Source organism: Rugamonas sp. GW822-FHT03B10, from assembly GCF_058801745.1.
The window spans coordinates 1-24,650 of sequence record NZ_JBXANP010000002.1; the positions used below are offsets into that span (position 1 = coordinate 1).

Genomic DNA, 24,650 nt, shown 5'->3' on the forward strand with positions numbered 1-24,650 from the left:
GCTCTCTCCAAGACTTGGGTGCTTAGTCTTGGACAAACGTTCCCAGGGGAAGTTCAACACTTAATGGGGACATAGCCTTTTTTTTCGCCGTCCCCCAAATGTATTACGTCCCCAATTTAAATATGGGGACGTGACACATTCGGCGGTCAGACTGCGGCCAGATGCTGCAGGGCGTCGCCGGTGACGCGGCAGATGCGCCAGTCGGGCAGCAGGTCGGCGCCCACGCCGCGGTAGAAATTGATGGCGTTCTCGTTCCAGTCCAGCACCGACCATTCGAAGCGGCCGCAGTTGCGTTCCACCGCCAGTTGGGCCAGCGCCACCAGCATCTGCTTGCCGTAACCTTTGCCACGGCACGATTGCTTGACGTACAGGTCTTCCAGGTACAGCCCCTTGCGGCACAGGAAGGTGGAGAAGTTGTGGAAGAACAGGGCGAAGGTCACGACCACGCCCGCTTCCTCGCCCACGATGGCTTCGCAGGCGGGGTGGGCGCCGAACAAGCCCTCGTGCAGCATGGCCGGATTGGCCACCACCAGATGTTCGAGTTTTTCGAACACGGCCAGTTCATGGATCATGCCGAAGATGGCGTCCACGTCGGCTGGCGTGGCGGGGCGGATGGTCAGTTGCTGGGTGCTCATGGGTTATGCGGCGCTTTCAAGTTCGGGGTTGATGGAAGGGGCGGGCGCGTCGGCCCGCAAGGCCCAGGCCACGCTGGCCAGGCACAGCAGCATGCCCAGCCATTCCTGCGGGCCGGGACGGAAGTGTTCGAGGCGCATCGACAGCAGCACGGAAATGACGGGCGTGACCACGCCGATATAGACGGCCTTGTGCGAACCGATGCGGTGGATCAAGGTGAAATAGGCGGCGAAGGCGATCACGGAGCCGAAGATGGCCAGGTAGAACAGGCCGCCCCAGTAGCGGGCCGTGGCGGGCAGCGTGAACGACTGGCCGCTGACGAGCACCCAGGCCGCCACCAGCAGCGTGCCCCACAGCATGGACCAGGCCATGGTCAGCAGCACATTGGACGATTGTTCGCGCACCTTGACCACCAGCACGTTGCCGACCGAACTGGAGACGGTGGCGCACAGGGCCAGCCCCAGACCCAGCAGGAAGTGGCCATTGCCACCGCCGGGCATGGATGTCCAGGCGCTGGCGATGGATTGGTAAAACAGCAGCGTCACCCCCACCATGGCGGCGGCGCCCGCCGTCCAGATGCGCGCCGTGAGCGGCGTGCCCAGCATCAGCCGGCTGCAGATCGGGGTCCAGAACACCATCAGCGCGAACAGCACGGCCACCAGGGCCGACACCAGATATTGCTCGGACGTGTAGGTGCAGATGTAACTCAGCCCGAAGCTGGCCACGCCTTGCAGCAGCAGCCAGCGCTGGGTGCGCCACGGTAGGCGCAGGGTGTCGCCGCGCGCCAGGCACCACCCGAACAGGGCGGCCGAGGCGATCGCGAAGCGGTAGACGACGGACACGGCCGGCGCCACCTGTCCCAGTTGCAGCGTGATGGCGAAGAAGGTGGAGCCCCAGATCAGGCAGGCGGTGAGGAACAGGATGGGCGAGGACATCGACGCAGTATACCGGGCTTGCCCTGAGATTGCCTAGCAGCCACTCTTTTGACAAATTTGCCACAAACGCGCTTGATGTGGCGCAGTCGTGGCCCGCATTTCGCGGCGCGGGCGGCCGGTTGGTTATTATAAAAATACCATCATTTATTTACCGGAGACAGCTATGCCCCTCTCGCTGCGCATCAAAGTGGCCACCGTGGTCGGCTACGTGCTGCTGAGCACGGCCACCGTCATCCTGCTGGGCGACGACGGCCCGGCCCGCTGGCCGCTCGTGTTCGCTGTCGCCGGCAGGCCATGAGAGATCGCTTCAAGGTGTTACCATGGAAGCAGCACGGGCCGCCCTTGTTCGGTCCATCACTATCCGAACCCAAGGCATGACACCATTGAGTCAGCATCAAAATGCGCGGAAGCAATGCTTCGATCCTGTTGTCGACGCGCGTACTCGTCTTTTGATGCTGGGCAGCCTGCCCGGCGATAAATCGCTGGCGATTCAGGAATACTACGGGCACCCCCAAAATCGTTTCTGGCACCTCATGAGCGAAGTGCTGGGCGTCGATCTGGTCCGCACCGACTACCAGGCGCGCTTGCGCACATTGCTCGATCATGGCGTGGGCCTGTGGGACGTGGTGGCCGAGGCGCACCGGCCGGGTAGCCTCGACAGCCGGATACGCGCGCGTGCGGACAACGATTTGCCAGGATTACTCGCAAGATTCCCCAATATCAGGACCATTGCCTTCAACGGTGGCACGGCCGCTAAGCTGGGCTTGAAGATATTGGGTGGCCATGCTTCCGCGTACCAGATCGTCGCACTTCCATCGAGCAGTCCGGCTTATACCTTACCGTATGAGAAGAAACTGCAACTGTGGAGCCAGCTTCGCGGGTGTTGATCCGCATCCCACGCACAACGCCTTACCGCAGTTGCTGCAGAATCTCGTAGCCGGCCCTCACCCGGGCGGCGATGGGGTAGCTCTTATTCGCCAGCATCACGATGCCGATCTTCCGCTCCGGCACGAACGCCACGTAGGCGCCGAAGCCCCGCGTCGAGCCGGTTTTGTTGAACAGGGTGCCGCGCGGCGCCGCTTGTGGCGGCGTCAGTGCCGTCGCGGGATTGGCGTCGAAGATCATCGCTTCCGAATTGCCGGCCAGCAGGCGCTCCAGCGTCACGGGCGCGCGGTATTGTTCCCAGCCCAGTCCTTGCCGCATCTCGCCGGTTTTGAAATAGCCGATGTGTGTTCCTTCGACCGCGCGCCGCATCGGTTCCGCCAACCGCTCCGGCGCGATGTTCGCCTGCACAAAGCGGATCATGTCGGCCGCACTGGACTTCACGCCATACGTCTCCGCGGCGAAGACGTCGGGCCGCGCACGCACGGGGCGGTCGTTCCTGTCGTAGCCCCACGCGTAATCGGCCATCGCGCTGTCCGGCACCTGGATGTAGCTATGCTGCAGGCCGAGCGCCGGCAGCAGTTGTCGCTCCATCGCGTCGCGAAAATCGGCGTGGAGCGCCAGCGCGGTCACGTGGCCGAACAGGCCCAGGCTGAGGTTGGAATACCTGCGCTGGGTACCGGGCGCCGCATCGGCCTTCCAGTTGCGGAAGTAGGCCAGCATCTGCGCGTCGTCGTTGACGGCGATGTCGTCCGGGAGTTGCAACGGCAGTCCGCCCGCCGTGTAGGTGCCGAGATGGAGCACGCTGGCCTGGTCGATCGCACTGCCCTGCAGCTGCGGCATGTATTTGCCGGGATGATCGTCCAGCGACAGCTTGCCCTGGTCGATGGCATGGCTGGCCAGCGTGGCCGTAAAGGTCTTGCTGATGGAACCCAGTTCGAACAGCGTGTGCTCGCTGACCGGCACCTTGTCCTCTTTCGACGCCAGGCCATAGTTGAAGAACATGGTCTGGCCATCGACCGTCACGGCGATGGCCATGCCGGGCACCTGGTACTGCGTCATCAGCGGCGCGATGATGCGCTCGACCGCCGTGCGGAGGCGGGCGGGATCGGCGGCCTGGCTTGCGCGCGGTGCGCTGCAGAGGGCGGCCAGCGCGATGGTCAGACAGGTTTTCGGGAAGATGTTCAAAGCTGACTCCAGTGAGTGATTCAAGGTGAACCACAGCTTACCGAACCGGCTGGGGCCAGCGACAGCGCGGCCATCCCAGCCTTCCGGCCCTTCGTCACATGGCAGCCCTGAGCGCGGCCAGATAGCGTTCGCTGACCGGCGCGGCGCCGCCGCAGCGCAGCGTCAGGCGGTAGCTGCCTTCGCCGTTGGTGTCCAGGCTGGCGATCTGATCGCGCCGGACGATGGCGCCGCGGTGCACGCGCAGGAACGCCTCTGAGGGCAACTGCGCCTCCAGGCGGTTCAGGGTGATCCGGTGCAGCACGGTGCGCGATGCCAGATGCAGCTCCACATAGTTGCCGGCCGACTCGACCCACAATATGTCGTCGACGAGGATGCGCTCGATGCGGCCGACCGAGCGCACGTTGACGTGCCCGATGCGCTGCGCGTCGCCGCCATCGACATAGTCGCGCACGGCAGCGCCATACGCTTCGCGCTGGCGCTGGCGCAGCATGGCCGTGGCGCGCTCCACGGCCTGCGCCAGCCGGGCGTCGTCGAGCGGCTTCAACAGATAGTCGAGCGCATGCACTTCAAACGCCTCGATGGCGTGCTCGCCGTAGGCGGTGACGAAGATGATCAGCGGCGGCTCCGGCATCCGGCTGATCTCGCGCGCCAGCGCCAGGCCCGATTCGGCGGGCATTTGAATGTCGAGCAGGATCACGTCGATGGCGCGGTTGTCCAGCGCCGCGCGCGCGCAGGCGGCGCTGCCGCATTCGGCGGCCAGCACCCAGTCCCGGTGCGCGGCCAGCGCCATGCGCAGGTTGGCCCGGCTGGGCGCCTCGTCATCGACTATCATGTAGTGCACGGGCATGGCGCTAGTCCGTCAAGGGCAGGCGCACTTCGGCCACGAAGCGGCCGCCGTGCGCGTCGGCGCGCAGCGACGCGCCCTCATGCATCAGCCGCAGGCGGTCGCGCGTGTTGGCCAGCCCCAGGCCGGTGCCGGGGTTGGGCGAGGCCTGGGCGCTGATCGGGTTCGTCACCCGGATCGACAAGGTGTCGCCATCGCGCGCGAACGACAGCCGGATGTCGCTCGGCCCCTCGTGGCAATCGAGGTCGTGGCGCAGGGCGTTCTCGATCAGCGGCTGCAGCAGCAAAGGCGGGCAGGCGACGTCGTGCAGCAGGTCGCCGGCGCCGTCGATGTGCACGCGCAGACGGTCGCCGTAGCGCAGGCGCTGCAAGTCCAGGTAGTCGTGGACGAAGCGCAGTTCATCGGCCACCGTCGCCGTGTTGCGGCCGCTGGCCGCCAGCGCGTAGCGCAGCAGGTCGCTGAGGCGGCCGATGCCGCCGAGCGCCAGCGGTTTGTCGCCGCCCCGCACCAGCGCGCTGATGGCGTTGAGGGCATTGAACAGGAAGTGCGGCTCAAGCTGCGCGCGCAGGGCCAGCATGCGCTGCTCCTCGAGCGCCAGGCGCAGGTTGAGCATGTCCGTCTGCGAGCGCTGCCACGCCAGCTCGCGCTCGCGGGCCTGGCGGAAGTAGGCGATCGCCAGGATGGCGGCGAAGGTGCCGCTGGTCGAGAACCAGCCCACCAGCAGCATCTTCAACAGCAGCTGCCTGGCGTCGTCCAGGCTGGCGATATGCAGGTAGCCGCGCAGCCAGGCCATGTAGGTCCACTGCGCCGGCTGGAACACCAGCACCAGGCCGAGGAACAACGCCACCACGTTGCGCGGACGCCGTATCAGCGCCGGCCAGCGCGCCAGCGCCGCGCTCAGGCCCGCGCTCAGCGCGATCAGCGGCACCGCGTATTCGATGAACCAGGTGACCAGCAGGGTCGGATAGTGGCTGGAGCGGCCGACGCGCAGATTGTCGCTGTAGGTCTGCAGCGCGCCGAGCGCGCTGATCGCGGTCCACAGCAGCACCGGGATGGCGAGGGCTTTCGCGTTCTTGAAGTAGGGGCGGTCCGTCATCGGCAAAAGTATAGCAGCGGCCCATGGCGCCGGTAAGGCGGGGCCGGCGGCGGTCGTCACGCGGAACCGGCGTTTCATCACCGGGCTGCTGCCCGGCGCCGCGGGCTGCGCAAAAATGGATCGCAGTCCCCCAACCCGATGGAGCGCACTTGAGACACATCCTGACCCTGATCTTCGTTTGCTGCCTGGCCGGCGGCGCCGCCGCTTCCACGCCCTACCAGCTGGACGACACGGAGGTGCGCGACATCCATGCGCAGGCGCTCGACCGCGACTACCAGCTCTACGTGGCCTTGCCCGAGTCCTACCGCACGTCGCGGCGGCGCTATCCGGTGTTGTTCGTGGTCGATGCCAACTACGCCTTTCCCGTCGTGCGCAGCATCGCGCAACGGTTGAGCAAACACGCCGGCCTGGAGGAGGCCATCGTGGTCGGGCTGTCGTACGCGAAGGGCGACGGCCCGGTGTACAGCCGCCGCCGCGACTACACGCCGTCGGTGCCGCGCGCGCAGCGCTACGTCAGCGACATGCCGGGCCGCGCGCCGGCGTTCGGCCAGGCCGATGCCTATGGCCGCTTCATCGCCGGCGAGGTGTTCCCCATGATCGCCGCGCAGTACCGTGCCGACCTGGGCCGCGCGGTGTTCATCGGCCACTCCTACGGCAGCCTGCTTGGCCTGCAAGTGCTGCTGACCCGTCCCGGCACGTTCGCCCACTACATCCTCGGCAGCCCCTCGCTGTGGTACGACGGCGGCGTGATGTTCGGGCGCGAACGGGCCTATGCGCAAGCGCACCGTGATCTGCGGGCCTCGGTCTACTTCGGCATCGGCGGGCTGGAGACGCTAGCGGCCGGGCGCCGGCGCGCCCGCACCGAAGACGACGCCGACATGCTGGCCGACCTGCGCGACTTCGACGCGGCGCTGGCGTCGCACCGCTACCCGGGCCTCACAACGCGGCTGGAGGTGTTTGCCGGCGAGGACCATGCCAGCGTGTTCCCCTTCCTGCTCACGCATGGCTTGCGCGCTTACCTGCGGAAGGTGAGGTGAGCCGGAGCGCCGTGGCGCATGGCGCTCACGGCCCCACCGGCACGATGTTGAGCACGCCGTCGTCGTTCAGCCCGATCAGCATGAAGCCGTCGCCCGAGATCGCCATCTGGCGCGGCGCCAGCTGGCGCCCCACGGGCACGAATTTGAGCTGGCGTTGCAGCACGCCGGTCGCGCTGTAGACCCACACGTCGGCCGGCGCCGTCTTACCGGCCACGCCGCAGTAGACGCGGCCGTCGCTGCCCACTTCCACGTTGTCGGGCGCGTTGTTGCCGCTGGCCAGGTAGGACAGCGTGCCCAGGTCGTTCGTGCCCAGCACGCTGCACTGGGTGGGGCTGCTGCTGGCCGCGTACAGGGTGGCGCCGTCCGCGCTGACGGCCAGGTCCTGGCCGCCGCTGCCATTGCCCAGGTGGGTGGCGGCCGGCAGTTGCGCCGCGAACAGCGTGCCGCCGGCCAGGTTGGCGTAGTCGATGGCGTAGGTGGCCAGGTGGATGGCCGTGCCATCCTCGTCCTGCACATACAGCCGCTTGCCGTCGGCCGCCGCGCTCAGCGTGCCGCCCTGGATGGGCAGGCTGGTCAGCAACTTGCCGCTGGCGTTGAGGATGCTGCCGTCGTTCAGGGCCACCAGGTCGACACCATTGGGGCGCAACAGGGCCAGGCGCGCGCTGCGGTCCGGCTTGTGCGCCAGCGCCCAGCGCCCCAGCACGGCCTTGCTGGCCAGTGCGCGCACTTCCAGCCTGCCGTTGTCGAGGTCATAGGCGTAGAGCCGCGCGCCGTCGGCCGAGACGGCCATGTCGCCGAGCGCGCCGCCGAAGCCCGACACCGTGCCCACCAGCTGGCCCGTGTAGACCTGGTAGATGTCGACGCTGGTGCCGCCGTTGTGGGCGTACACCAGCGGCCGGACCGGGTCGGCCACGATGTTGCGGTACAGCGGATGGGGCGAGGCGGGCGCCGTGGGATTGGTCGAACCCTTCCACAACGCCACCTGGATCGGCGCCGGGCCCACCATGGTGCCGTCGGTCGGCGTCACCCTGACGGTGGCCAGGTTGAGGGTGTCGGCCGTCAGGCCGCTGGGGTCGGCCGTCAGCGTCAGGCTGGCGCCGCTGCCGCTGACGGTCAGCCAGGACTGGTCGCTGCTCGCCGTCCAGTTCGGCGTCTGGCCGTAATTGTCGGTCATGGCGATGGTGCGGGTCAGGCGCGACCAGCCGGGCGTGGCGCTCAGGGCCACGCCCGCCTCAGCCGGCAGCAGCTTGTGCTGGTCCTTGTTGATGACCAGCGTGATGGGCGCGGCCACCAGGTCGCCGTTGACGGTGGCCGAGGGCAGCAGCGAGGCGCTGGCGCCGCCGGCTGGCGCCAGCGCCGGGCTGGGGGTGAACACGATGGTGCCGCCGCCGGCGCCCACCGTGCCGGTCAGCGGGCTGGCGCCGGCCCACGCGGGCAGTGCCGACAGCCGCCACGGCCACAGGTTGCCGCCCGTGTTCAGGCTGAGGGTCACGCTGCGCGGCGTGAAGTCGCGCCCGTAGCTGCCGCCCAGCGTCACCGTGGTGGCGGAGGCCAGCAGCGTGGCCGGCAACAGCTTGAGCGACACGGGCAGCTGGCGCGCCGTCAGGCCGGTGGCCGTCAACGTGAGCGTGGCGTTGTAGCTGCCACTCGCCAGCGGACCGATGGTGGGATCGATCGACAGCGTGGTGGTGGCCGGCGTGTAGCCCTGGCTGGGGTTGGCGCGCAGCCAGCCGGCGCTGCTGCTGGCGCTCCAGCGCGTGGCCTGGGCGTTGTCGGTGGCGATCTGCACGTCCTGCGACGCGATGGGGGCGCCGTTGATGGCCGTGAAGGCGACGCCGTCGCTGCTGACCTGGAAACCGGGCGCCAGCACCGTCAGCGCCACCGGCACCGTGGCCACCTGGCCGTCGCCGGCCGTCAGCGTGATGTTGGTGTTGTACTGCCCGGCGGCCAGGCCGGCGGCCGCGTAGGTGGCCGTGATGGTGGCGCTGCCGTTGCCGCTGGTGCTGCTCAGGGTGAGCCAGGCGGCGCCGCTGGCCGCGCTCCAGCTGCGGCCGACGGCCTGCACGCTGATGGCGGCCGGGGCCGGCACGGCGCCCCCCTGGTGCATGGAGACGGTCAGCGGCACGGCCGCGCTGGCCGTGAACGGGGCCGAACCGGCCGGCGCCACGGTGATCGCGTAGGGCAGCAGCATGGGCGAGCCGGGGAACTGGCTGGCGCACGCGCTGTCGCGGCACAGCTTGACGGTGAAATTGCCCTGGTAGCTGCCGGCGGCCAGCGTGGGCGCCGTCTGCAACGTGGCGTGGTAGGCCTGGCCGCCGTCCTGCGCCAGTTGCGCGTTGGGCAGCAGCACGCCGGCGCCGTCGACCAGGACCGGATACACGGTGGCGCCGTTGAAATCGGCGGGCCGCGCCACGGCCGCGTTGACGGTGGCCGTGGCCGAGGTGCCGGCGACGGCCGAGATGGCGACCTGCTCCGGGCTGAACGTGAGCGCCGCGCCGGTGGCCGGCGCGGGCGCGCCGCCCGTGCCGCCGCCGCCGCCGCCACCGCAGGCGGTCAGGAGGGAGGCGAGCGTGAGGACGGACCAGAGTCGTTGCATGGCGGTACCCTTGGGCGGACAGTTTATATATTTTGCAATTGTTGCGCATGCGCAACATCCTGTCAAGCCATTCCAGGGGCCGGCGCAACACTGGTCGTGCGCGGCGGGGGCGGGACCTTTATTGCCGGGCTTGCGCCTCGTAGGCCTTGAGGCGGTCCAGCTTGGCCGCGTACAGGTCGTGGTCGCCGCGCGTGGTGCTGTTCTCCATCGCCTGCTTCATGTGGATGTCGGCCCGCGCCAGGTCGCCCAGCTTGAACGAGGCCACGGCCAGCCAGAAGTGGAATTCATGGTAGTCGGGCGAACGGTCCAGTTCGCGCTGGAACAGGTCGCGCGCGCGCGCGTAGTCGCCGGCCCGCATCGCCTGCTGGCCCTGGTTGAAGAAATAGAACGGCGGATACGGCTCGAGCTGGGCCAGCCGCGAACGCAGCGCCTGCGCCTCCTGCGGCCGGCCCAGTTCGGCCAGCGCCTGCGCCAGGTTGTACAGGAACACGGTGTTGTCGGGCGCATGGTTCCACGCGTAGCGCAGCACCTGCTCGGCCGGCGCCAGGTCGCCGTGGTGCTGGTAGATCACGCCCAGCGTGTTGTAGGCGTTGAGGAAGGCCGGGTCTTGCCGGACCGCCCCGCGGGCCCACCAGTAGGCGTCGTCGAGCTTGTTCTGCACCAGCAGCTCGGCGGCCCGGTTGTTCATGTACATGGCCACCACGGTGCGCTCCTCGAGCGGCTGGGCCTGCTGTTTGGCCAGCTCCGGGATGGGGATGAAGTCCACCGTCATGTACTGCGAGGCGTTGTAGCCGCGGCTCATGTCCAGCTTGGGCGGGCCCAGGATCAGGTTGACGTGGCCGCTGGAGAAGTACAGGTTGCCGCTGCGGCTCCACGCGTCATCCATGGTGATGCGCTGGTATTGCACCTCCAGCCCCAGCTTGTTGGCCAGCGCGGCCGTCATGATGACCAGCGACAGGCAGTTGCCGCGCCGCGCCTCGAACGTCTGCTGGGCGTTGCGGGTGATGGCCGAATCGTATTCGAGTTGCAGCTTGTCGCGCCGGTACAGGGCGTCGAACAGGGCCTGGCGCTTGTCCTTGCCGTGCTGCTGGTGCAGCACCTGCTCCTGCAGATAGGCTTCCATGGCCGGCGTGACGGTGAACAGCTGGTCGGTGCTGACGGGCGCCGACGGCGGGGCGAACAACTGGTCCTGGAACAGCGTGGGCGGCGCCGCCGCGACGCGGTCCGGGGACGGGCTGGCGCAGCCGGCCAGCAGGACGGCGCACGCGATGACAAGGCGGCTCAACATGACAGTCTCCTCCACGCCGCCCAAGTTGCGGCCTGGGCGGCGCGTTTGTACGGCGGAGCTGGAAGCCTGCGCCGCCCAGGCTGCGGCCGGGGTGCCGCGATGCGTTATTTGAAGCCAAGTATCCTCGGCTCCCCGGCCACTGTCAAACGGCCGGGCGTGCACGCCGATCGGCCCGGACCTTACAGCGCCTGCGGTGTCACCGGGGCCCCGCTGGCGTCGAATCTGAGGGCCACGGACAGCCGGCGCAGGCCGATGCTGGCCAGCGCGTCGCGCACGTCGGCCACCTCCGTCTCGAGGTCCGCGCCCAGGTCCAGCGGCTTGTCGTAGGCGGCCAGTTGTTCGCCATCCAGGTACAGGCAGGTGCGCAACTGCAGCGCGTGGCCGTCGTCGGTGGGGCCGATGATGACCGTGGTGCCGGCCGGGGCGGCGCCGCGCGCGGCCAGCGCCGCGTTCAGCGTGGCCAGCAGTTGCAGCATGTCGTGCTCGGCCACGCCCTGCTGCTTGGCGCCGAAGAACAGGTCCTGGTACAGGAAGTTCAGCTGCAGCGGCCGCGCGCCGGCCAGGCAGCGCCGCACCAGCGGCCCGTGCTGCTCGGTCCAGCGCTGGTAGCGTTCCATGCGGCGCGCGAAATAGGCGTCGGCCGCCGCCTCGCCGGCCGGCACCCGGTAGAACGGGTCGTCGGCCCGCTTGAGCGCGAAGCCGACCAGGAAGCGCAGTTCCACGGCCGCGTCGTCGGGGCCGAAGCCGGTGGCGCTCCAGCCGGCCAGGCTGCGTTCGATGGCCGGCGTGGGCACCAGTTTCTTCTCCATCATCGAGGCGGCGGCCTCGCGCACCATCTCGTGCAGGTCGCTGTAGGTGATGCGGTCGATCTCGCCCAGGTCGTAGGCGTGGCCGATCAGCACCACTTTGGCCTTGGGGCTCTCCAGCTGGGCTTCGGTGAAGCTGGCCAGCAGGGCGTCGTAGGCGTCCGGGTCCTGGAAGTCGTGGGCCGGGTCGAGGCCGCCCGTGCTGTGCACGAACACCGGGATGGCGAAGGCGTCGATCTCCAGCTCGGGGGCGTTGTCGCGCCGCAGCAGCACGGTGCCGGCCGCCTCCTCGATGGCGTCGCGCAGGTACTGGTAGGCGCCCACGTCCTCGTCCCTGGCCTGCTCGACGGCGCCGTACAGCACCTCGTCCTTGTGCTGGTTGAGCAGCTTGCGCACCAGCTTGTGGAAGGTGGTCTCGCGCTGGCGCAGCAGCTCGCTCATGGTGTCCGGGTCTTCCTGTTCGGCCAGCTCGAGGGCCAGTTCGCACAGGTTGCTGGTCAGCAGTTCATCCTTGAGCTCGGGCGTGTCGGCCGGTTTGCGGGGCACGGGGCGCTTGTTTTTTGGCATGGTTTCCTGGATTGAGGGGGCGGCGCGGGCCGCCCCGGCGCGCTCGACACGGTGGTGTCAGCGCTCGTTGTGAAAGGTTTCGTGCAGTTCGTCCAGCAGGTCGGCCGTCTCGTCCTCGGACAGGCCCAGGTGGCGGCAGGCGGGCGCGCCGCCCTTGTCCCATTCCAGCGAGACCGGGTTGCCGTGGTAGCGCTGGATGCCTTTTTCGGCCAGCACCGACAGCGCCACCAGCGAGCGCACGGCGTCGTCGGTGGCCGGGTCGTCCAGCACGCGGTAGTCGTGGTGCAGCAGGATGGCCCACGACACGTCCGGCGACAGGCCCCAGTTGCGCGCCAGCAGGCAGCCGATGGCGGCGTGGTTGGTCTGGTGGCGCGCGTCCTCCACCTCCGTGAAGCGGCGCACCGGGTCGTGGCTGGCGGCGGCGAAGGTGTCGACGTAGCCGGGGAAGCGGTTCATCAGCAGCGGCACGCCGATGTCGCAGAACAGGCCGAAGGTGTGGGCGATGTCGGGCGGGGCGATGCGCAGCTGGCGCGAGGTGTACACGAGGGCCTGGGCGCGCCGGGCCGAGGTTTCCCAGAACTGCTCCAGGGTGCCGGCGTCGCCTTCGATGGCCTGCTTGGCCAGCAGGCCCGTGAGCAGGGCCGCGCAGTGGTTGATGCCGAGGAAGTTGATGGCCTGTTCCACCGACTTGGCCTTGCGGCCGGCCCCGTAGAACGGCGAATTGGCCAGCTTGAGCAGGGCGCCCGACATGCCGACGTCGTTGCCGATGATGCGCGCGATGCGGCGCGGCGACGGGTCCGGCTCGGCCAGTTCCTGCTGCAGGTCGACCAGCAGGCTGGGCCGAGGCGGGATGCGGATGGAACGCAGCAGGGCGTCTTCCACCGAGTTTTCGACTGGCAAGGCTGGGGCTGCGGCTGGGGTCATGATGGGTTATCGGGTTACGGGCCGGCGACGGTGGCGGCGCGGCGTCAAAACCAGCACTATAAACCAGCCGGGCGCCGCGCGCCGAGTCCGCGCAGTTCCGATTATCGCCGCTTCCCGCTCCCCGTTGCGCGAAAGTGGCGTGAAAATGTGGTGGCGATGGCCGATTTTCAGGCCCGCCGGGCGCGCGGCACGCTGTTTCGATGTGCAATTGTCATGCTTGCCGGACCCGGGCGCGAGGTTTGTGGCCGGGACGGCAACATGGCGGCCGCGCCGGCGGCGGGGGCCGGCTCGCCCGTTCCGGCGTCGTCGAGCTGGAACACGGCCACGGCCTGGGTCAGGCTCTCGGCCTGCTCCTGCAGGCTGGCCGCCGCCGCCGCGGCCTGCTCCACCAGCGCCGCGTTCTGCTGGGTCACCTCGTCCATCTGGCCCATGGCCTGGTTCACCTCCGCGATGCCCTGGGCCTGGTCGGCGCTGGCGGTGCTGATGCGGCGGATGATGTCGTTCACCTGCCGCACCGAGGCGGCCAGCTCGCCCATGCGCTCGCCGGCCTGGCGCACCGAGGCGCTGCCGCCGTCGATGGTGGCCACCGCGGCGGCCACCAGGTTCTTGATCTGGCTGGCGGCGGCGGCCGAGCGGTGGGCCAGCGTGCGCACCTCGGCCGCCACGATGGCGAAGCCGCGGCCCTGCTCGCCGGCGCGGGCCGCCTCGACGGCCGCGTTCAGGGCCAGGATGTTGGTCTGCAGGGCGATGGCGTCGATCACGCCCGTGATGTCGACGATCTGGCCGGCGCTGGCGCGGATCGAGTCCATCGTATCGACGGCCTCGCCCATGGCCGCGCCGCCGCGCTCGGCCAGATGCGAGGCGCCGTCGGCCAGCTGGCAGGCCTGCCGCGCGTGGGCCGCGTTGTCGCGCACGGCCAGCGTCAGGCTGTCCATGGCGCTGGCCGTCTGCTCCAGCGAACCGGCCTGGCGCTCGGTGCGGTTGGACAGGTCGAGGTTGCCGCTGGCGATGTCGTGCGCGGCCACGTCGATGTTCTGCACGGCCGCCAGGATGGTGCGCAGGGTGGCGCTGAGCTGGGCCATGGTGCCGTCGAGCAGGCGGGCCGTGTGGGCGATCTCGTCGTGGCCGTCGTTGGCGCGGCCCGGCGCCAGCCTGCCGGCCGCCAGCCGCACCACCACGGCGGCGATGGCCTGGATGTCGCGCAGCATGGCGCCGCGCACCCGCATCGTCACCACCAGCGACAGCGCCACCGACAGCGCGAGCAGGCCGGCCATGGCCACGCCCAGCGTGTGGTATTCGGCCTTGGCGCGCGCGTAGGCCTGCACGCTCAGCTGCTGCTCGAGCGCGGCCAGCTTGGCCAGCGCGCCGTTCAGGCGGCTGAACTGCTGCTCGGCCTTGGCCATGGCGTTGGCCGCGATCGACTGGTCGACCTGGGCGATCTCCACGGTGTCGCGCACGGCCTTGCGGTAGGCGGCCAGCGCCTCGCTGGAGGCGTCCACGAAGGGCCGCTCGGCCGGATCGGCCACGGCCGCCAGCGCCGCCAGCCGGGCCCCGATGGCGGCGTGGCGGCCGCGCAGTTCCTGGTCCAGCGCGTTGATGCGGTCCCGGGCGAAGCTGCCGTTGGTCCAGGCCAGCAACTGGTAGATGTTGGCGTGCGCGTGCTTGGCCTCGCCGCCCACGTCGGCCGCCGCCTTCAGGCGCGCCGCGCGCACCTGCACCAGGTTCTCCAGCGAGGCGTTCTGGCGCACCATGCCGTAGTAGCCGGCGGCCGAGGTGCACAGCAGCAGCACCAGCACCAGGCCGGGCGCCAGCAGCAGTTTCGGACCTATCCTCAGTCGCTTCAGCATGGTGGCTCCCGGCGCAGGTGGATCGATGGGGGGGCTGACGCGCGGCGACGCCGGCGTCACTGGTGCCTCACTTCTTGTAGATGCCCGCCTCCAGCACCACGTCGCCGACCCGCAGGATGTAGGTGGTCTTGGGTTCGATCTTGCCGCTGGCGGGGTTGCGGTACTGGTAGTCGACCCAGCCCTTGCCCTGTTTCTGGGCCAGTTCGACGATGTCGCGCCGGTAGCGTTTGCCGCTGGCGTCGGGCACGTCGATCAGATCCTTGCCGACGATGGAGGGGTTGATCGGATGGGCCAGCACGATGCCGGTGCGCAGGTCGCGCATGTCCACGTACAGCGAGCCCTGCACGAAGTCCGGGTCCCTGGCGCTGATGCGCTTCATCATCTCGTCGCGGCCGTGGCTCTTGATGTAGGCAGCGCCGCGCTCGGCCATGGCGATGGCATCCTTCTCGGTCGGTTCGTTGGCGGCGTTGGCCACGCCGGCCAGCATGATGGCGAGGGCGGCGGCGGTGTGCGGTAAACGGTTCATGGCGATCCTTCAAGGGGGCGGATAGTGGGGAAATATTGCCTGTGCGCATGTCGTACTGTACGCCGCCGCCGCCCGCCGCCATTTGCGCTAACGCAAGCGCCCGGTCCGGCGCCAGCCGGCGCGCCGGGCAGGTCAAAGGTTTATTCCGTAGCGCAACTTTTTCACCGCCTAGTTGATGTACGGCAATCCCGACGGCGGGCCACGGCCTAGCATGGAATTCCCGGCCACCCCATCGCCACAGGAGCACGCCATGACCACCGAAGCCGCCGCCGTCAAGTTCAAACCCTACATCCGCCAGACCATCGCCCAGGCGCCCCAGTGGGCCGCCATGCCGCCCGAGTTGCGCGAAGCCGTGCAGGTGGTGTCGCACGTGCTGCCGTTCCGCACCAACGCCTATGTGATGGACCACCTGATCGACTGGAGCAACATCCCGGACGACCCGATCTTCCGGCTCACCTTCCCGCACCGCGACATGCTGCCCGCGCACGAGTACGCGCGGCTGCGCGAGCTGGTGCTGGGGCGCGCCGACCAGGCCGCGCTGGTCAAGCTGGTGCGCGAGATCCGCCTGCGCATGAACCCGCACCCGGCCGGCCAGATGACGCACAACGTGCCGCGCGTGAACGACGCGCCGCTCAAGGGCCTGCAACACAAGTACAAGGAGACGGTGCTGTTCTTCCCCAGCGCCGGCCAGACCTGCCACGCCTATTGCACCTTCTGCTTCCGCTGGCCGCAGTTCGTGGGCATGGACGACATGAAGTTCGACGCGCGCGAATCGACCGAGCTGGTGGAATACCTGAAGCTGCACCCGGAGGTGACGGACGTGCTGATCACGGGCGGCGATCCGCTGATCATGAACAGCCGCTCGCTGGCCGGCTACATTGAACCGCTGCTGGTGCCGGAGCTGGCCCACATCCAGAACATCCGCATCGGCACCAAGTCGGTGGCCTACTGGCCGCAGCGCTTCGTGACGGACGCCGACGCGGACGACCTGCTGCGCCTGTTCGAACGCGTGGTCGCCAGCGGCAAGAACCTGGCCATCATGGGTCATTACAACCACGCGGTGGAACTGCGCCAGCCCGTCGCCCAGCAAGCCGTCAAGCGCATCGTCGGCACCGGCGCCACGGTGCGCATGCAGGGGCCGCTGATCCGTCACATCAACGAGGACCCGAAAAGCTGGGCCGAGCTGTGGCAGACGGGCGTGCGGCTGGGCGCGATCCCGTACTACATGTTCGTCGAGCGCGACACCGGGCCGCGCGAGTACTTCCAGCTGCCGCTGGTGAAGGCGCACGAGATCTTCCAGGCCGCGTACCAGATGGTGTCGGGCCTGGCGCGCACGGTGCGCGGGCCGTCCATGAGCGCCTTCCCCGGCAAGGTGGTGATCGACGGTGTGGCCCACATCGGCGGCGAGAAGGTGTTCGCGCTGCAGTTCCTGCAGGCCCGCAACGCCGACTGGGTGCGCAAGCCGTTCTACGCGCGCTACGACCCGCAGGCCACGTGGATGGACGAGCTGCGCCCCGCGTTCGGGCGCGACAAGTTCTTCTTCGAGACCGAGGGCGATGGCCAGCCGGCCGCGCCGCGCAAAGTGATCCCGCTCACGCCGGCCCGCCACGAGGACGATGGCGGCGGCGCCTGCGCGGCCCACAGCAACGTGGCCTAGGCGAGCATCATGGCCGCGCCCACTCGCCAACCGGGACAGCTGGGCGGGCTCGCCATGTTCTGCCTGGTGTTCCTGCCGTTCGCGCTCGGGCATTACCTGTCCTGCCTGATGCGCACCGTGAACGCCATGCTGGCGCCGCAGCTGGTGGCCGCGCTGGGCCTCACGCCCGGCCAGCTTGGCCTGCTGACCAGCGCCTTCTTCTTCGCCTTCGCGCTGGTGCAGCTGCCGGTCGGCATGGCGCTCGACCGCTGGGGGCCGCGCCGGGTGCAGCCGGTGCTGCTGCTGGTGGCGGCGCTGGGCGCGCTGGCCTTCTCGGGCGGGCGCGACTTCGCCCAGCTGGTGTGGGCGCGGGCCGTCATCGGCTTCGGGCTGGGCGGCTGCTTCATGTCGGCCGTCAAAGCCATCTCGACCTGGATCGCGCCGGCCAGGCTGCCGTCCGTGCACGGCTACCTGATCGCCGTGGGCGGGCTGGGCGCCGCCTCGGCCACCTTGCCCGTGCGGCTGGCGCTGCAGTACACGGACTGGCGCGGCCTGTTCCTCGGCCTGGGGGGGGCGGCGGCCGCCGTCGGCCTGCTGATCCACGTGCTGTCGCCGGCGCCGCCGCCGCCCGCGCGCGGCGCGCCGCTCACGCGCCAGGCCGTGCTGGCCGTGTACCGCCATCCGGCGTTCCGCGAAACGGCGGCGCTGGTGCTGGTGCCGCACACGGTGTTCTTCGGCATGCAGGGCCTGTGGATAGGACGCTGGCTGAACGACGTGGCCCGCTTCTCAGACGCGGCCGTGGCCTACCTGCTGTACCTGGGCATGGCGGCCATCATCTTCGGCGCCATCTTCGTGGGCATGGTGACCGAGTGGGCCGGGCGGCGCGGCGTGCGGCCGCTGACGGTGGCGGCGGCCGGCATCGCCCTGTTCATCGCGGTGCAGCTGGGCTTCGTGATCGGCTACGCGCCCAGCTACCAGCTGCTGTCGGTGCTGTTCACGTTGGTGGGCACCATCACCGGCATCGAATACGCGATCGTCGCGCAGAGCATGCCGCCGGCGCTCACGGGGCGGGCGGCCACCTGTCTGAACCTGCTGATCTTCCTCGGCGCTTTCGCGGTGCAGGCTGGGTTCGGGCAACTGGTCGGCTGCTGGCAGGCCAACCTGCTGCACCAGTACCCGGCCGTCGCCTACCGCTGCGGCTTCGCCGTGCTGGTGGCGTTGCAGTTGCCGGGACTGTTGCGTTTTGTGTGGCGCCGGTGGCGCGCGCGCACGCCGGCGCGCGCGGGCGCGGCGCATGGAGGTAAAATCAGGCTTCCATCCGGCAGTCCGGCGCACTGACACTGCACTCAACTGGGGAGGTAGCACATGACCACTTCCGTGTTCGCCACCCTGCCACCCGACTGGCAGGACTGGATCAGGGACAACCTGGCGCGCGCGTGCAGCCCGCACGACATGGCCGACAGCATGGCCCGCTCCGGCCAGTACAGCATGGCGTTCGCGCGCGCCGCCATCGGCGAGGCGCTGGGCGCCGATCCGCTCGCGGCGCCGGGCCTGGACGAGGACATGCCGCAGGTGGACACGTCGAGCAACCGGCTGGCCGTGGCCGACCGCGCGGTCGACATCCTGTGCGCGCTGCGCCAGCCGCGCGTGGTCCTGCTGGGCAACGTGCTGGGCGAGGACGAGTGCGACGCCATCGTGGCCCACTGCGCCGGACGGTACGCGCGTTCCACCGTCACCAGCGAGGAGGACGGCGCCAGCACCGTGCATGACGGGCGCACCAGCGAGATGGCTTTCATCCAGCATGGCGAATGCGCGCTGGCCGACCGCATCGAACAGCGGCTGGCCGCCATCGCCCAGTGGCCGGTGGAGCGCGGCGAGCCGTTCCAGCTGCAGAAATATGGCGTGGCGCAGGAATACCGTCCCCATTTCGACTGGCTCAATCCCGACTCGGACGGCCACCGCGCGCACCTGCGGCGCGGCGGCCAGCGGCTGGCCACCTTCATCCTCTACCTGAGCGACGTGGAGCAGGGCGGCGGCACGGCCTTCCCCAACATCGGCCTGGAAGTCTTTCCCCGCAAGGGCAACGCGCTGTTCTTCCTCAACACGGACGCCGGCCGCCGGCCCGACCAGCAGACCCTGCACGCGGGCTGCCCGGTGGTGCGCGGCACCAAGATCATCGCCAACAAGTGGCTGCGCGCCGGCGTGTACTAGCTGAGCCTTCGGTTAGAATGGCGGGCTTGAACCACCCGCTCTGGCAACCAAGGAAAAGTATGAGACTCGTGCGTTACGGCCGTCCCGGCAAAGAGAAACCAGGTTTGATCGACGACTTCGGCAAGCTGCGCGACCTGTCGGGCGTGATCGACGACATCGGCCCCGAACAATTGTCGGCCAAGGCCCTGCGCAAACTGGCCAAGCTCGATCCCGAGACGCTTCCGGCCGTGCGCGGCAATCCCCGCTTTGGCGTGCCGCTGGCCAAGGTGGGCAAGTTCATCGGCATCGGCCTCAATTACTCGGACCACGCGGCCGAAGCGGGCATGCCGGTGCCCAAGGAACCGATCGTGTTCATGAAGGCCACCTCGTGCCTGAACGGCCCGGACGATCCCATCATGCTGCCGCAAGGGTCGAAGAAGACGGACTGGGAAGTGGAGCTGGGCGTGGTGATCGGCACGCGCGCCCAATATGTGAGCGAGGCGGATGCGCTCAAGTACGTGGCCGGCTATTGCGTGGTCAACGACGTGTCCGAGCGCGCGTTCCAGCTTGAACGCGGTCCGCAGTGGGACAAGGGCAAGGGCTGCGACACCTTCGGCCCGGTCGGCCCGTGGCTGGTGACGGAGGACGAGATCTACGACGTGCAGCAGCTGGACCTGTACCTGGACCTGAACGGCAAGCGCATGCAGACGGGCAGCACGTCCACCATGATCTTCACGGTGGCGCAGCTGGTCAGCTACCTGTCGAAGTTCATGACGCTGGAGCCGGGCGACATCATCGCCACCGGCACCCCGCCCGGCGTGGGCCAGGGCCGTAAGCCGCAGCGCTTCCTGAAGAAGGGCGACCAGCTGCGCCTCGGCATCGCCGGCCTGGGCGAACAGCAGGCCGACGTCATCGCCTGGCAGGCGCCATAGCCGAAAGGGTCTGACCCTTGGGTCAGACCCTGGTTTGACGCTTCGAAATTAGCGAAATTGGGGCGCAACACAATTGTCAGCGCACGCGGGCCAGGGCCTGCGCCAGCGCGTCGCCCAGCCGCGCCACGATCTCGGCCAGGTCGGCCTCGGTGGCGATGAACGGCGGCGCCAGCAGGATATGGTCGCCGCGCCGGCCGTCGATGGTGCCGCCCATCGGATAAACCATCAGCCCGCACGCCATGGCCTGCTCCTTGACGGCCGCGTGCAGTTTCAACTCCGGCGCGAACGGTTCCTTGCTGTCCCGGTCGCGCACCAGTTCCAGCCCTAGAAACAGCCCGCGCCCCCGGATGTCGCCCACATGCGGGTGCGCGCCGAACGCGCGGTCCAGCATGCGCCGCAAGGCCGCGCCGCGCACGGCCACCTGTGATAGCAGATCGTCACGTCGTATCACCTGCTGCACGGCCAGCGCGGCGGCCGCCGCCACCGGATGGCCCATGTAGGTGTGCCCGTGCTGGAACACGCCGCTGCCCTCGCGCAGGCGCGCCACCAAGGGCGCGCGCGCGAGCACGGCGCCGATCGGCGCGTAGCCGGCGCCCAGGCCTTTGCCCAGCGCCACCAGGTCCGGCACCACGTCCTCCTGTTCGATCGCATACAGCGTGCCGGTGCGGCCCATGCCGCACATGACCTCGTCCGCGATGAACAGGATGCCGTACTTGTCGCACAGCGCGCGCACGCCGCGGAAGTAGCCGGGCGTGGGCGGCACGGCGCCGCCGGTGGCGCCCACCACGGGCTCGGCGCAAAACGCGATCACCCGTTCCGGTCCCGTCTCGACGATGCACGCCTCCAGTTCGGCCAGCAGGCACAAGGTGTAGTCATCGACGCTCTGGCCGGGCGCGCGGTCGCGGTATTCGTAGCAGGGGGAGACGCGCGCCACATCCATCAGCAGCGGCGTGAAATGCCGGCGGCGCCACTCGTTGCCGCCCAGGGCCAGCGCGCCCAGCGTGTTGCCGTGGTAGCTCTGACGGCGGGCGATGAACATGGTGCGCTCGGGCTGGCCCGCCTCTACGAAATACTGGCGCGCCAGCTTGAGCGCCGTCTCGATCGCCTCCGACCCGCCCGATACGAGGTAGACGTGATCGAGGTCGCCGGGCGCGTCCGCCGCCAGCGTGGCCGCCAGTTCCTCGGCCACCTCGGTGGTGAAGAAGCCAGTGTGAGCATAAGCGGTGCGGTCGATCTGCGCGTGCATGGCGGCTAGCACGTCGGGGTGGCCGTGGCCCAGCGAGGACACGGCCGCGCCGCCGCTGGCGTCGAGATAGCTTTTGCCGCTGGCGTCGCGCACCAGCATGCCGGAGGCGCTGACGGCCGTGGGCGGGACGTGCCGCAGATTACGGTGGATGATGTGGCTCGTTTGGCTCATTGCGTCCTCTCGGTGGGGGGCGGAAGGGGATGACAGACTGCCTAGGTTAGACGGGAGCGGCCGTTATGTCGTTGATATTTGCCGAGGAAAATGTTTTTTGTGTGCAAGGGCAGTGGGACTGTTCCCCGTGGGTTGTCTGGTATGCGCACCATGCCGAGTGCTGCGGAGGGGCGGCCTGCGGCGCGTCAAAGGGCCGGGCGCAACTTGCTTCTATAGTCAGTCAGTTTGCGCAACCGTCCGCATCGGGCGGATTCCTGATAGACATGTGAGCGAAGGACTATGGTGAGATTCTTGTTATTTGGCGCCACGAGGGAGCGTCGCTATGTGGGAGCGCGGTAAATGAAGGATGCCGCCTCGCTGCTGTTCTTCGGCAGTTTGTTTTCCGCCCTGGCCTGGCTCTTCTGGCACGTGCTCGGAAGTGATGCGATGAACGTGCTTGTGGCGGTCTGCCTGGTTGTCGTCGTGGTCGATAATGCGCGGCTGCGCCGGGCGTTGCGCGACGCGCGGCAGCGCATCGACAAGCCAGAAGCATAATCCGGTGTTCGTCTGGTGCGGTCGATACGCAAGCAGGGGCGGACGGGCCGCGAAGCTTGTGTTCCCCCATGATTTGCCTGAAGATCCAGACTGGACCATGACCGGAACTTGCCCCGATGAGCGATCGCCTCCCTCCCATTCCCTTTGCCCAGCTCAGCGCCGCCCAGCAGGTGGCCGCGCAAGCCGTGATCGACGGCCCGCGCGGCGCGCTGTACGGGCCGTTCGTGCCGCTGGTGCGCAGTCCGGAGTTGATGGAGGCGGCCCAGCGCATGGGCGAATACCTGCGCTACCGCAGCGCCATCGGCACGCGCCTGTCGGAACTGGCGATACTGGTGACGGCGCGCCAGTGGAACCAGCCCGTGGAATGGGCCATCCATGCGCCCATCGCGCAGGATAGCGGCATCGCGCCGGCCATCATCGAGGCCATCGCGGCGCGCCGGCGGCCGGAAAACATGACGGAGGACGAGGCCCTGGTGCACGACTTCTGCATCGAACTGCACCAGCGGCAGCGGGTCGGCGACGACACCTACACGGCCGCGCTGGCGCGCTTCGGCGAGCACGGGGTGGTCGATCTGATCGGGATAAACGGTTATTACACTTTTCTGGCGATGGTGATGAACGCGGCGCAGACGCCCGCGCCACCATCGCGCGCGGCGCCGCTGGCGCCCTAGCCGGCGGTCGGCAAGCGCAACCGGACGCCACGCCAACGCCGGGCGCCCTACACCGGCTCCAGTGCCAGTGCCAGCGCCAGTGCCGGTACCGGCGCCGGTGCCGGCCTTACGCCAGCACGCGCTTGAGCCACGCGCTGATGTGCGCCACTTCCTCCTGGCACACCGAGTGCTGCATCGGGTATTCGTGCCATTCCACGTTGTAGCCGAGCTGCTTGAGCAGGTCGCGCGACTGTTCGGCGCGCGCCACCGGCACCACCGGGTCCATGCGGCCGTGCGCCATGAAGATGGGCGTGGCCTTGCTGGCGGCCGTGTGTTCGGCGATGGCCTTGTCGGCGATCGGCACGTAGCCCGACAGGCACATCATGCCGGCCAGCTTGCCCGGCTGGCGCAGGCCCGTCTGCAGCGTCATCGCGCTGCCTTGCGAGAAGCCGGCCAGGATGATGCGATCGGTCGGAATGCCGCGCGCGTTCTCGCGCGCGATCAGCGCCTCCACCTGGCCTTGCGACGTGCGCAAGCCCTTCTCGTCCTCGTGGCGTCCCAGGTCGGTGGCCACGATGTCGTACCAGGCGCGCATCACGTAGCCGCCGTTGATCGTCACCGGCATCATTTCGGCGTTGGGGAACACGAAGCGGATGCCGGGCAGGCCGGCCAGGTCCAGTTCGCGCACCATGGGCACGAAGTCGTTGGCGTCGGCGCCCAGGCCGTGCATCCAGATGATGGCCACGGTGGGATTGGGGGCCGATTCGATGTCGATGGTTTGCAGCAGAGTGCTCATGGGTTTCCTTGCTTTCTTTGCATATGACGGGACGGTGGCCAGCGCGCCGGCGGCCAGCGCGGCCTGAACAAACGCGCGCCGGCGCATGCGGGTCAGGTGGCTTGGGTGGCGGCCGGGCGCAGCGCCGACTTGGGCCGGAACGCCTTGCAGACGGCGGGATCGGTTTCCATGTACGGGCCGCCGATCAGGTCCACGCAGTACGGCACGGCGGCGAAGATGCCACCCACCACGCTGTTGCCGCCGGCGTCCTTCAAGCCCTCCAGCGTTTCCTGGATGGCCTTGGGCTGGCCCGGCAGGTTCATGATCAGGGCCGCGTGGTCGGCCGTCTCGCGGATCACGGCCGTCTGGCGCGACAGGATGGCGGTCGGCACGAAGCGCAGGCTGATCTGGCGCATCTGCTCGCCGAAGCCCGGCATCTCCTTGGTGCCCACGGCCAGCGTGGCCTCGGGCGTGACGTCGCGCCGCGCCGGGCCGGTGCCGCCCGTGGTCAGCACCAGGTGGCAGCGGGCCTGGTCCACCAGCTCGACCAGGGTGGCCTCGATCTGCGGACGCTCGTCGGCGATCAAGCGGGTCTCGACCCGGAACGGGGTGGTCAGCGCGCGCGTGAGCCAGTCGCGCAGCGCGGGGATGCCCTGGTCCTGGTACACGCCGCCGCTGGCGCGGTCCGACACGGACACCAGGCCGATCACCAGTTCCACGTCGTTACTCATCGCCCGATTCGTCCTCTTCGTCGGCCGCGTCGTCGCCGGCGGCCGGCTTGTTCTTCTTGGCCTCGATCTGCTTGAGGATCTGGAAGATCTCGCGGTAGGCCTTGGGCGGCTTGTTCTCGGCCTGCTCCTTGCGGGCGTTGCGGATCAGGGTGCGCAGGTGCTGCGCGTCCAGGTCCTGGTTCTCGGCCAGCAGGGTGGTCAGGGCCTTGTCGTCGGCCAGCAGCTTCTCGCGGCGCCGCTCCAGCGCGTGCATGGCGGCCGTGTCGGCCTTGGAGGCGCCCTTCCAGCCGTCGATGGTCTTCTGGATCAGGGCCACCTCGGCCTCGTCGAGCGTGCGCATCTTCTTGCCGACGTACTGCATCTGGCGGCGCCGGCCCTCATGGTTGGTGATGGTCTGGCATTCGAGGATGGCGTCGCGCACGTCCTCGGGCATGGGCACGCGCTTGACGCGGTCGCGCGGCTCGGCCACCAGCGCCTCGCCCAGTTCCTGCAGCGCGTTCATCTGGCGCTTGAGCTCCGATTTGGATGGGCGTTCGTACTCCTGCTCGAACTCGGATGATTGGTAGCCAACGGCACCGCGGTTTGGATTTACCATAATATTAACTTGCGGTTTGGC

24 protein-coding genes are annotated in these 24,650 nt (G+C 68.9%); 9 read left to right on the forward strand and 15 right to left on the reverse strand.

Annotated elements, in window-relative coordinates; genetic code table 11:
- Nucleotides 1-146: 146 nt before the first annotated feature.
- Nucleotides 147-635, reverse strand: a complete 489-nt coding sequence (locus AC1RQG_RS03195; protein WP_493128246.1) for a GNAT family N-acetyltransferase — start codon at nucleotides 633-635, stop codon at nucleotides 147-149.
- A 3-nt stretch (nucleotides 636-638) separates the two neighbouring features.
- Nucleotides 639-1,568: a DMT family transporter gene (locus AC1RQG_RS03200; protein WP_493128248.1), complete on the reverse strand. Its 930-nt coding sequence runs from the start codon at nucleotides 1,566-1,568 to the stop codon at nucleotides 639-641.
- Between the two features lie 163 nt (nucleotides 1,569-1,731).
- On the opposite strand from AC1RQG_RS03200, the gene AC1RQG_RS03205 reads away from it, so the two are divergent.
- Nucleotides 1,732-1,866: a hypothetical protein gene (locus AC1RQG_RS03205; protein ID WP_493128250.1), complete on the forward strand. Its 135-nt coding sequence runs from the start codon at nucleotides 1,732-1,734 to the stop codon at nucleotides 1,864-1,866.
- A 76-nt stretch (nucleotides 1,867-1,942) separates the two neighbouring features.
- Nucleotides 1,943-2,455, forward strand: coding sequence for a DNA-deoxyinosine glycosylase (locus tag AC1RQG_RS03210; protein ID WP_493129255.1), 513 nt, complete (start codon nucleotides 1,943-1,945; stop codon nucleotides 2,453-2,455).
- Nucleotides 2,456-2,477: 22 nt separating this feature from the next.
- On the opposite strand, the gene ampC is transcribed toward AC1RQG_RS03210, so the two are convergent.
- From ampC to AC1RQG_RS03225, 3 genes are all read right to left on the reverse strand, one after another.
- Complete coding sequence (ampC, locus tag AC1RQG_RS03215; RefSeq protein ID WP_493128252.1) at nucleotides 2,478-3,638, reverse strand: class C beta-lactamase; 1,161 nt, start codon at nucleotides 3,636-3,638, stop codon at nucleotides 2,478-2,480.
- Nucleotides 3,639-3,732: 94 nt separating this feature from the next.
- Nucleotides 3,733-4,485 (reverse strand): LytR/AlgR family response regulator transcription factor, encoded by a 753-nt coding sequence (locus tag AC1RQG_RS03220; RefSeq protein ID WP_493128254.1) that lies wholly within the window; start codon nucleotides 4,483-4,485, stop codon nucleotides 3,733-3,735.
- Between the two features lie 4 nt (nucleotides 4,486-4,489).
- Nucleotides 4,490-5,656 carry a sensor histidine kinase gene (locus AC1RQG_RS03225; protein WP_493128256.1) on the reverse strand — a complete coding sequence of 389 codons (1,167 nt, stop codon included), beginning with the start codon at nucleotides 5,654-5,656 and terminating at the stop codon, nucleotides 4,490-4,492.
- Between the two features lie 71 nt (nucleotides 5,657-5,727).
- Between AC1RQG_RS03225 and AC1RQG_RS03230 the strand changes: the two genes are divergently transcribed.
- Entirely contained in the window at nucleotides 5,728-6,615 is an 888-nt protein-coding gene (locus AC1RQG_RS03230; RefSeq protein ID WP_493128258.1) for an alpha/beta hydrolase, read from the forward strand.
- Between the two features lie 25 nt (nucleotides 6,616-6,640).
- On the opposite strand, the gene AC1RQG_RS03235 is transcribed toward AC1RQG_RS03230, so the two are convergent.
- From AC1RQG_RS03235 to AC1RQG_RS03260, 6 genes are all read right to left on the reverse strand, one after another.
- Nucleotides 6,641-9,211: a BACON domain-containing protein gene (locus AC1RQG_RS03235; protein WP_493128260.1), complete on the reverse strand. Its 2,571-nt coding sequence runs from the start codon at nucleotides 9,209-9,211 to the stop codon at nucleotides 6,641-6,643.
- Nucleotides 9,212-9,329: 118 nt separating this feature from the next.
- Complete coding sequence (locus AC1RQG_RS03240; protein WP_493128262.1) at nucleotides 9,330-10,499, reverse strand: tetratricopeptide repeat protein; 1,170 nt, start codon at nucleotides 10,497-10,499, stop codon at nucleotides 9,330-9,332.
- A gap of 179 nt (nucleotides 10,500-10,678) precedes the next feature.
- Nucleotides 10,679-11,872 carry a DUF2863 family protein gene (locus AC1RQG_RS03245; protein WP_493128264.1) on the reverse strand — a complete coding sequence of 398 codons (1,194 nt, stop codon included), beginning with the start codon at nucleotides 11,870-11,872 and terminating at the stop codon, nucleotides 10,679-10,681.
- Between the two features lie 57 nt (nucleotides 11,873-11,929).
- On the reverse strand, nucleotides 11,930-12,796 hold the full coding sequence (locus AC1RQG_RS03250; protein ID WP_493128266.1) for an HDOD domain-containing protein: 867 nt from the start codon (nucleotides 12,794-12,796) through the stop codon (nucleotides 11,930-11,932).
- A 167-nt stretch (nucleotides 12,797-12,963) separates the two neighbouring features.
- Nucleotides 12,964-14,643, reverse strand: a complete 1,680-nt coding sequence (locus AC1RQG_RS03255; protein WP_493128268.1) for a methyl-accepting chemotaxis protein — start codon at nucleotides 14,641-14,643, stop codon at nucleotides 12,964-12,966.
- A 67-nt stretch (nucleotides 14,644-14,710) separates the two neighbouring features.
- Nucleotides 14,711-15,169 carry a cache domain-containing protein gene (locus tag AC1RQG_RS03260; protein WP_493128270.1) on the reverse strand — a complete coding sequence of 153 codons (459 nt, stop codon included), beginning with the start codon at nucleotides 15,167-15,169 and terminating at the stop codon, nucleotides 14,711-14,713.
- A gap of 250 nt (nucleotides 15,170-15,419) precedes the next feature.
- On the opposite strand from AC1RQG_RS03260, the gene AC1RQG_RS03265 reads away from it, so the two are divergent.
- Genes AC1RQG_RS03265 through AC1RQG_RS03280 form a run of 4 tightly spaced genes read left to right on the forward strand, consistent with a single transcriptional unit; the run spans nucleotide 15,420 to nucleotide 19,927 of the window.
- Entirely contained in the window at nucleotides 15,420-16,826 is a 1,407-nt protein-coding gene (locus tag AC1RQG_RS03265; RefSeq protein WP_493128272.1) for a KamA family radical SAM protein, read from the forward strand.
- A 9-nt stretch (nucleotides 16,827-16,835) separates the two neighbouring features.
- A complete protein-coding gene (locus tag AC1RQG_RS03270) occupies nucleotides 16,836-18,143 on the forward strand; it encodes an MFS transporter (protein WP_493128274.1) in 1,308 nt (435 codons plus the stop codon).
- 27 nt (nucleotides 18,144-18,170) lie between these two features.
- Nucleotides 18,171-19,016, forward strand: coding sequence for a 2OG-Fe(II) oxygenase (locus AC1RQG_RS03275; protein ID WP_493128276.1), 846 nt, complete (start codon nucleotides 18,171-18,173; stop codon nucleotides 19,014-19,016).
- A 59-nt stretch (nucleotides 19,017-19,075) separates the two neighbouring features.
- Nucleotides 19,076-19,927 carry a fumarylacetoacetate hydrolase family protein gene (locus AC1RQG_RS03280; protein WP_493128278.1) on the forward strand — a complete coding sequence of 284 codons (852 nt, stop codon included), beginning with the start codon at nucleotides 19,076-19,078 and terminating at the stop codon, nucleotides 19,925-19,927.
- 76 nt (nucleotides 19,928-20,003) lie between these two features.
- On the opposite strand, the gene AC1RQG_RS03285 is transcribed toward AC1RQG_RS03280, so the two are convergent.
- Nucleotides 20,004-21,344 carry an aspartate aminotransferase family protein gene (locus AC1RQG_RS03285; RefSeq protein WP_493128280.1) on the reverse strand — a complete coding sequence of 447 codons (1,341 nt, stop codon included), beginning with the start codon at nucleotides 21,342-21,344 and terminating at the stop codon, nucleotides 20,004-20,006.
- A gap of 339 nt (nucleotides 21,345-21,683) precedes the next feature.
- On the opposite strand from AC1RQG_RS03285, the gene AC1RQG_RS03290 reads away from it, so the two are divergent.
- Together AC1RQG_RS03290 and AC1RQG_RS03295 are read left to right on the forward strand one after the other, a co-directional pair.
- A complete protein-coding gene (locus tag AC1RQG_RS03290) occupies nucleotides 21,684-21,878 on the forward strand; it encodes a hypothetical protein (RefSeq protein ID WP_493128282.1) in 195 nt (64 codons plus the stop codon).
- 116 nt (nucleotides 21,879-21,994) lie between these two features.
- On the forward strand, nucleotides 21,995-22,549 hold the full coding sequence (locus tag AC1RQG_RS03295; protein ID WP_493128284.1) for a carboxymuconolactone decarboxylase family protein: 555 nt from the start codon (nucleotides 21,995-21,997) through the stop codon (nucleotides 22,547-22,549).
- A gap of 106 nt (nucleotides 22,550-22,655) precedes the next feature.
- Here the strand turns inward: AC1RQG_RS03295 and AC1RQG_RS03300 are convergent, their stop codons facing one another.
- From AC1RQG_RS03300 to yjgA, 3 genes are all read right to left on the reverse strand, one after another.
- Nucleotides 22,656-23,324 carry an alpha/beta hydrolase gene (locus AC1RQG_RS03300; RefSeq protein WP_493128286.1) on the reverse strand — a complete coding sequence of 223 codons (669 nt, stop codon included), beginning with the start codon at nucleotides 23,322-23,324 and terminating at the stop codon, nucleotides 22,656-22,658.
- Nucleotides 23,325-23,416: 92 nt separating this feature from the next.
- Entirely contained in the window at nucleotides 23,417-24,034 is a 618-nt protein-coding gene (mog, locus tag AC1RQG_RS03305; protein ID WP_493128288.1) for a molybdopterin adenylyltransferase, read from the reverse strand.
- A complete protein-coding gene (gene yjgA / locus AC1RQG_RS03310; protein WP_493128290.1) occupies nucleotides 24,027-24,629 on the reverse strand; it encodes a ribosome biogenesis factor YjgA in 603 nt (200 codons plus the stop codon). Before yjgA ends, mog begins: the two co-directional genes overlap by 8 nt.
- Nucleotides 24,630-24,650: the final 21 nt, after the last annotated feature.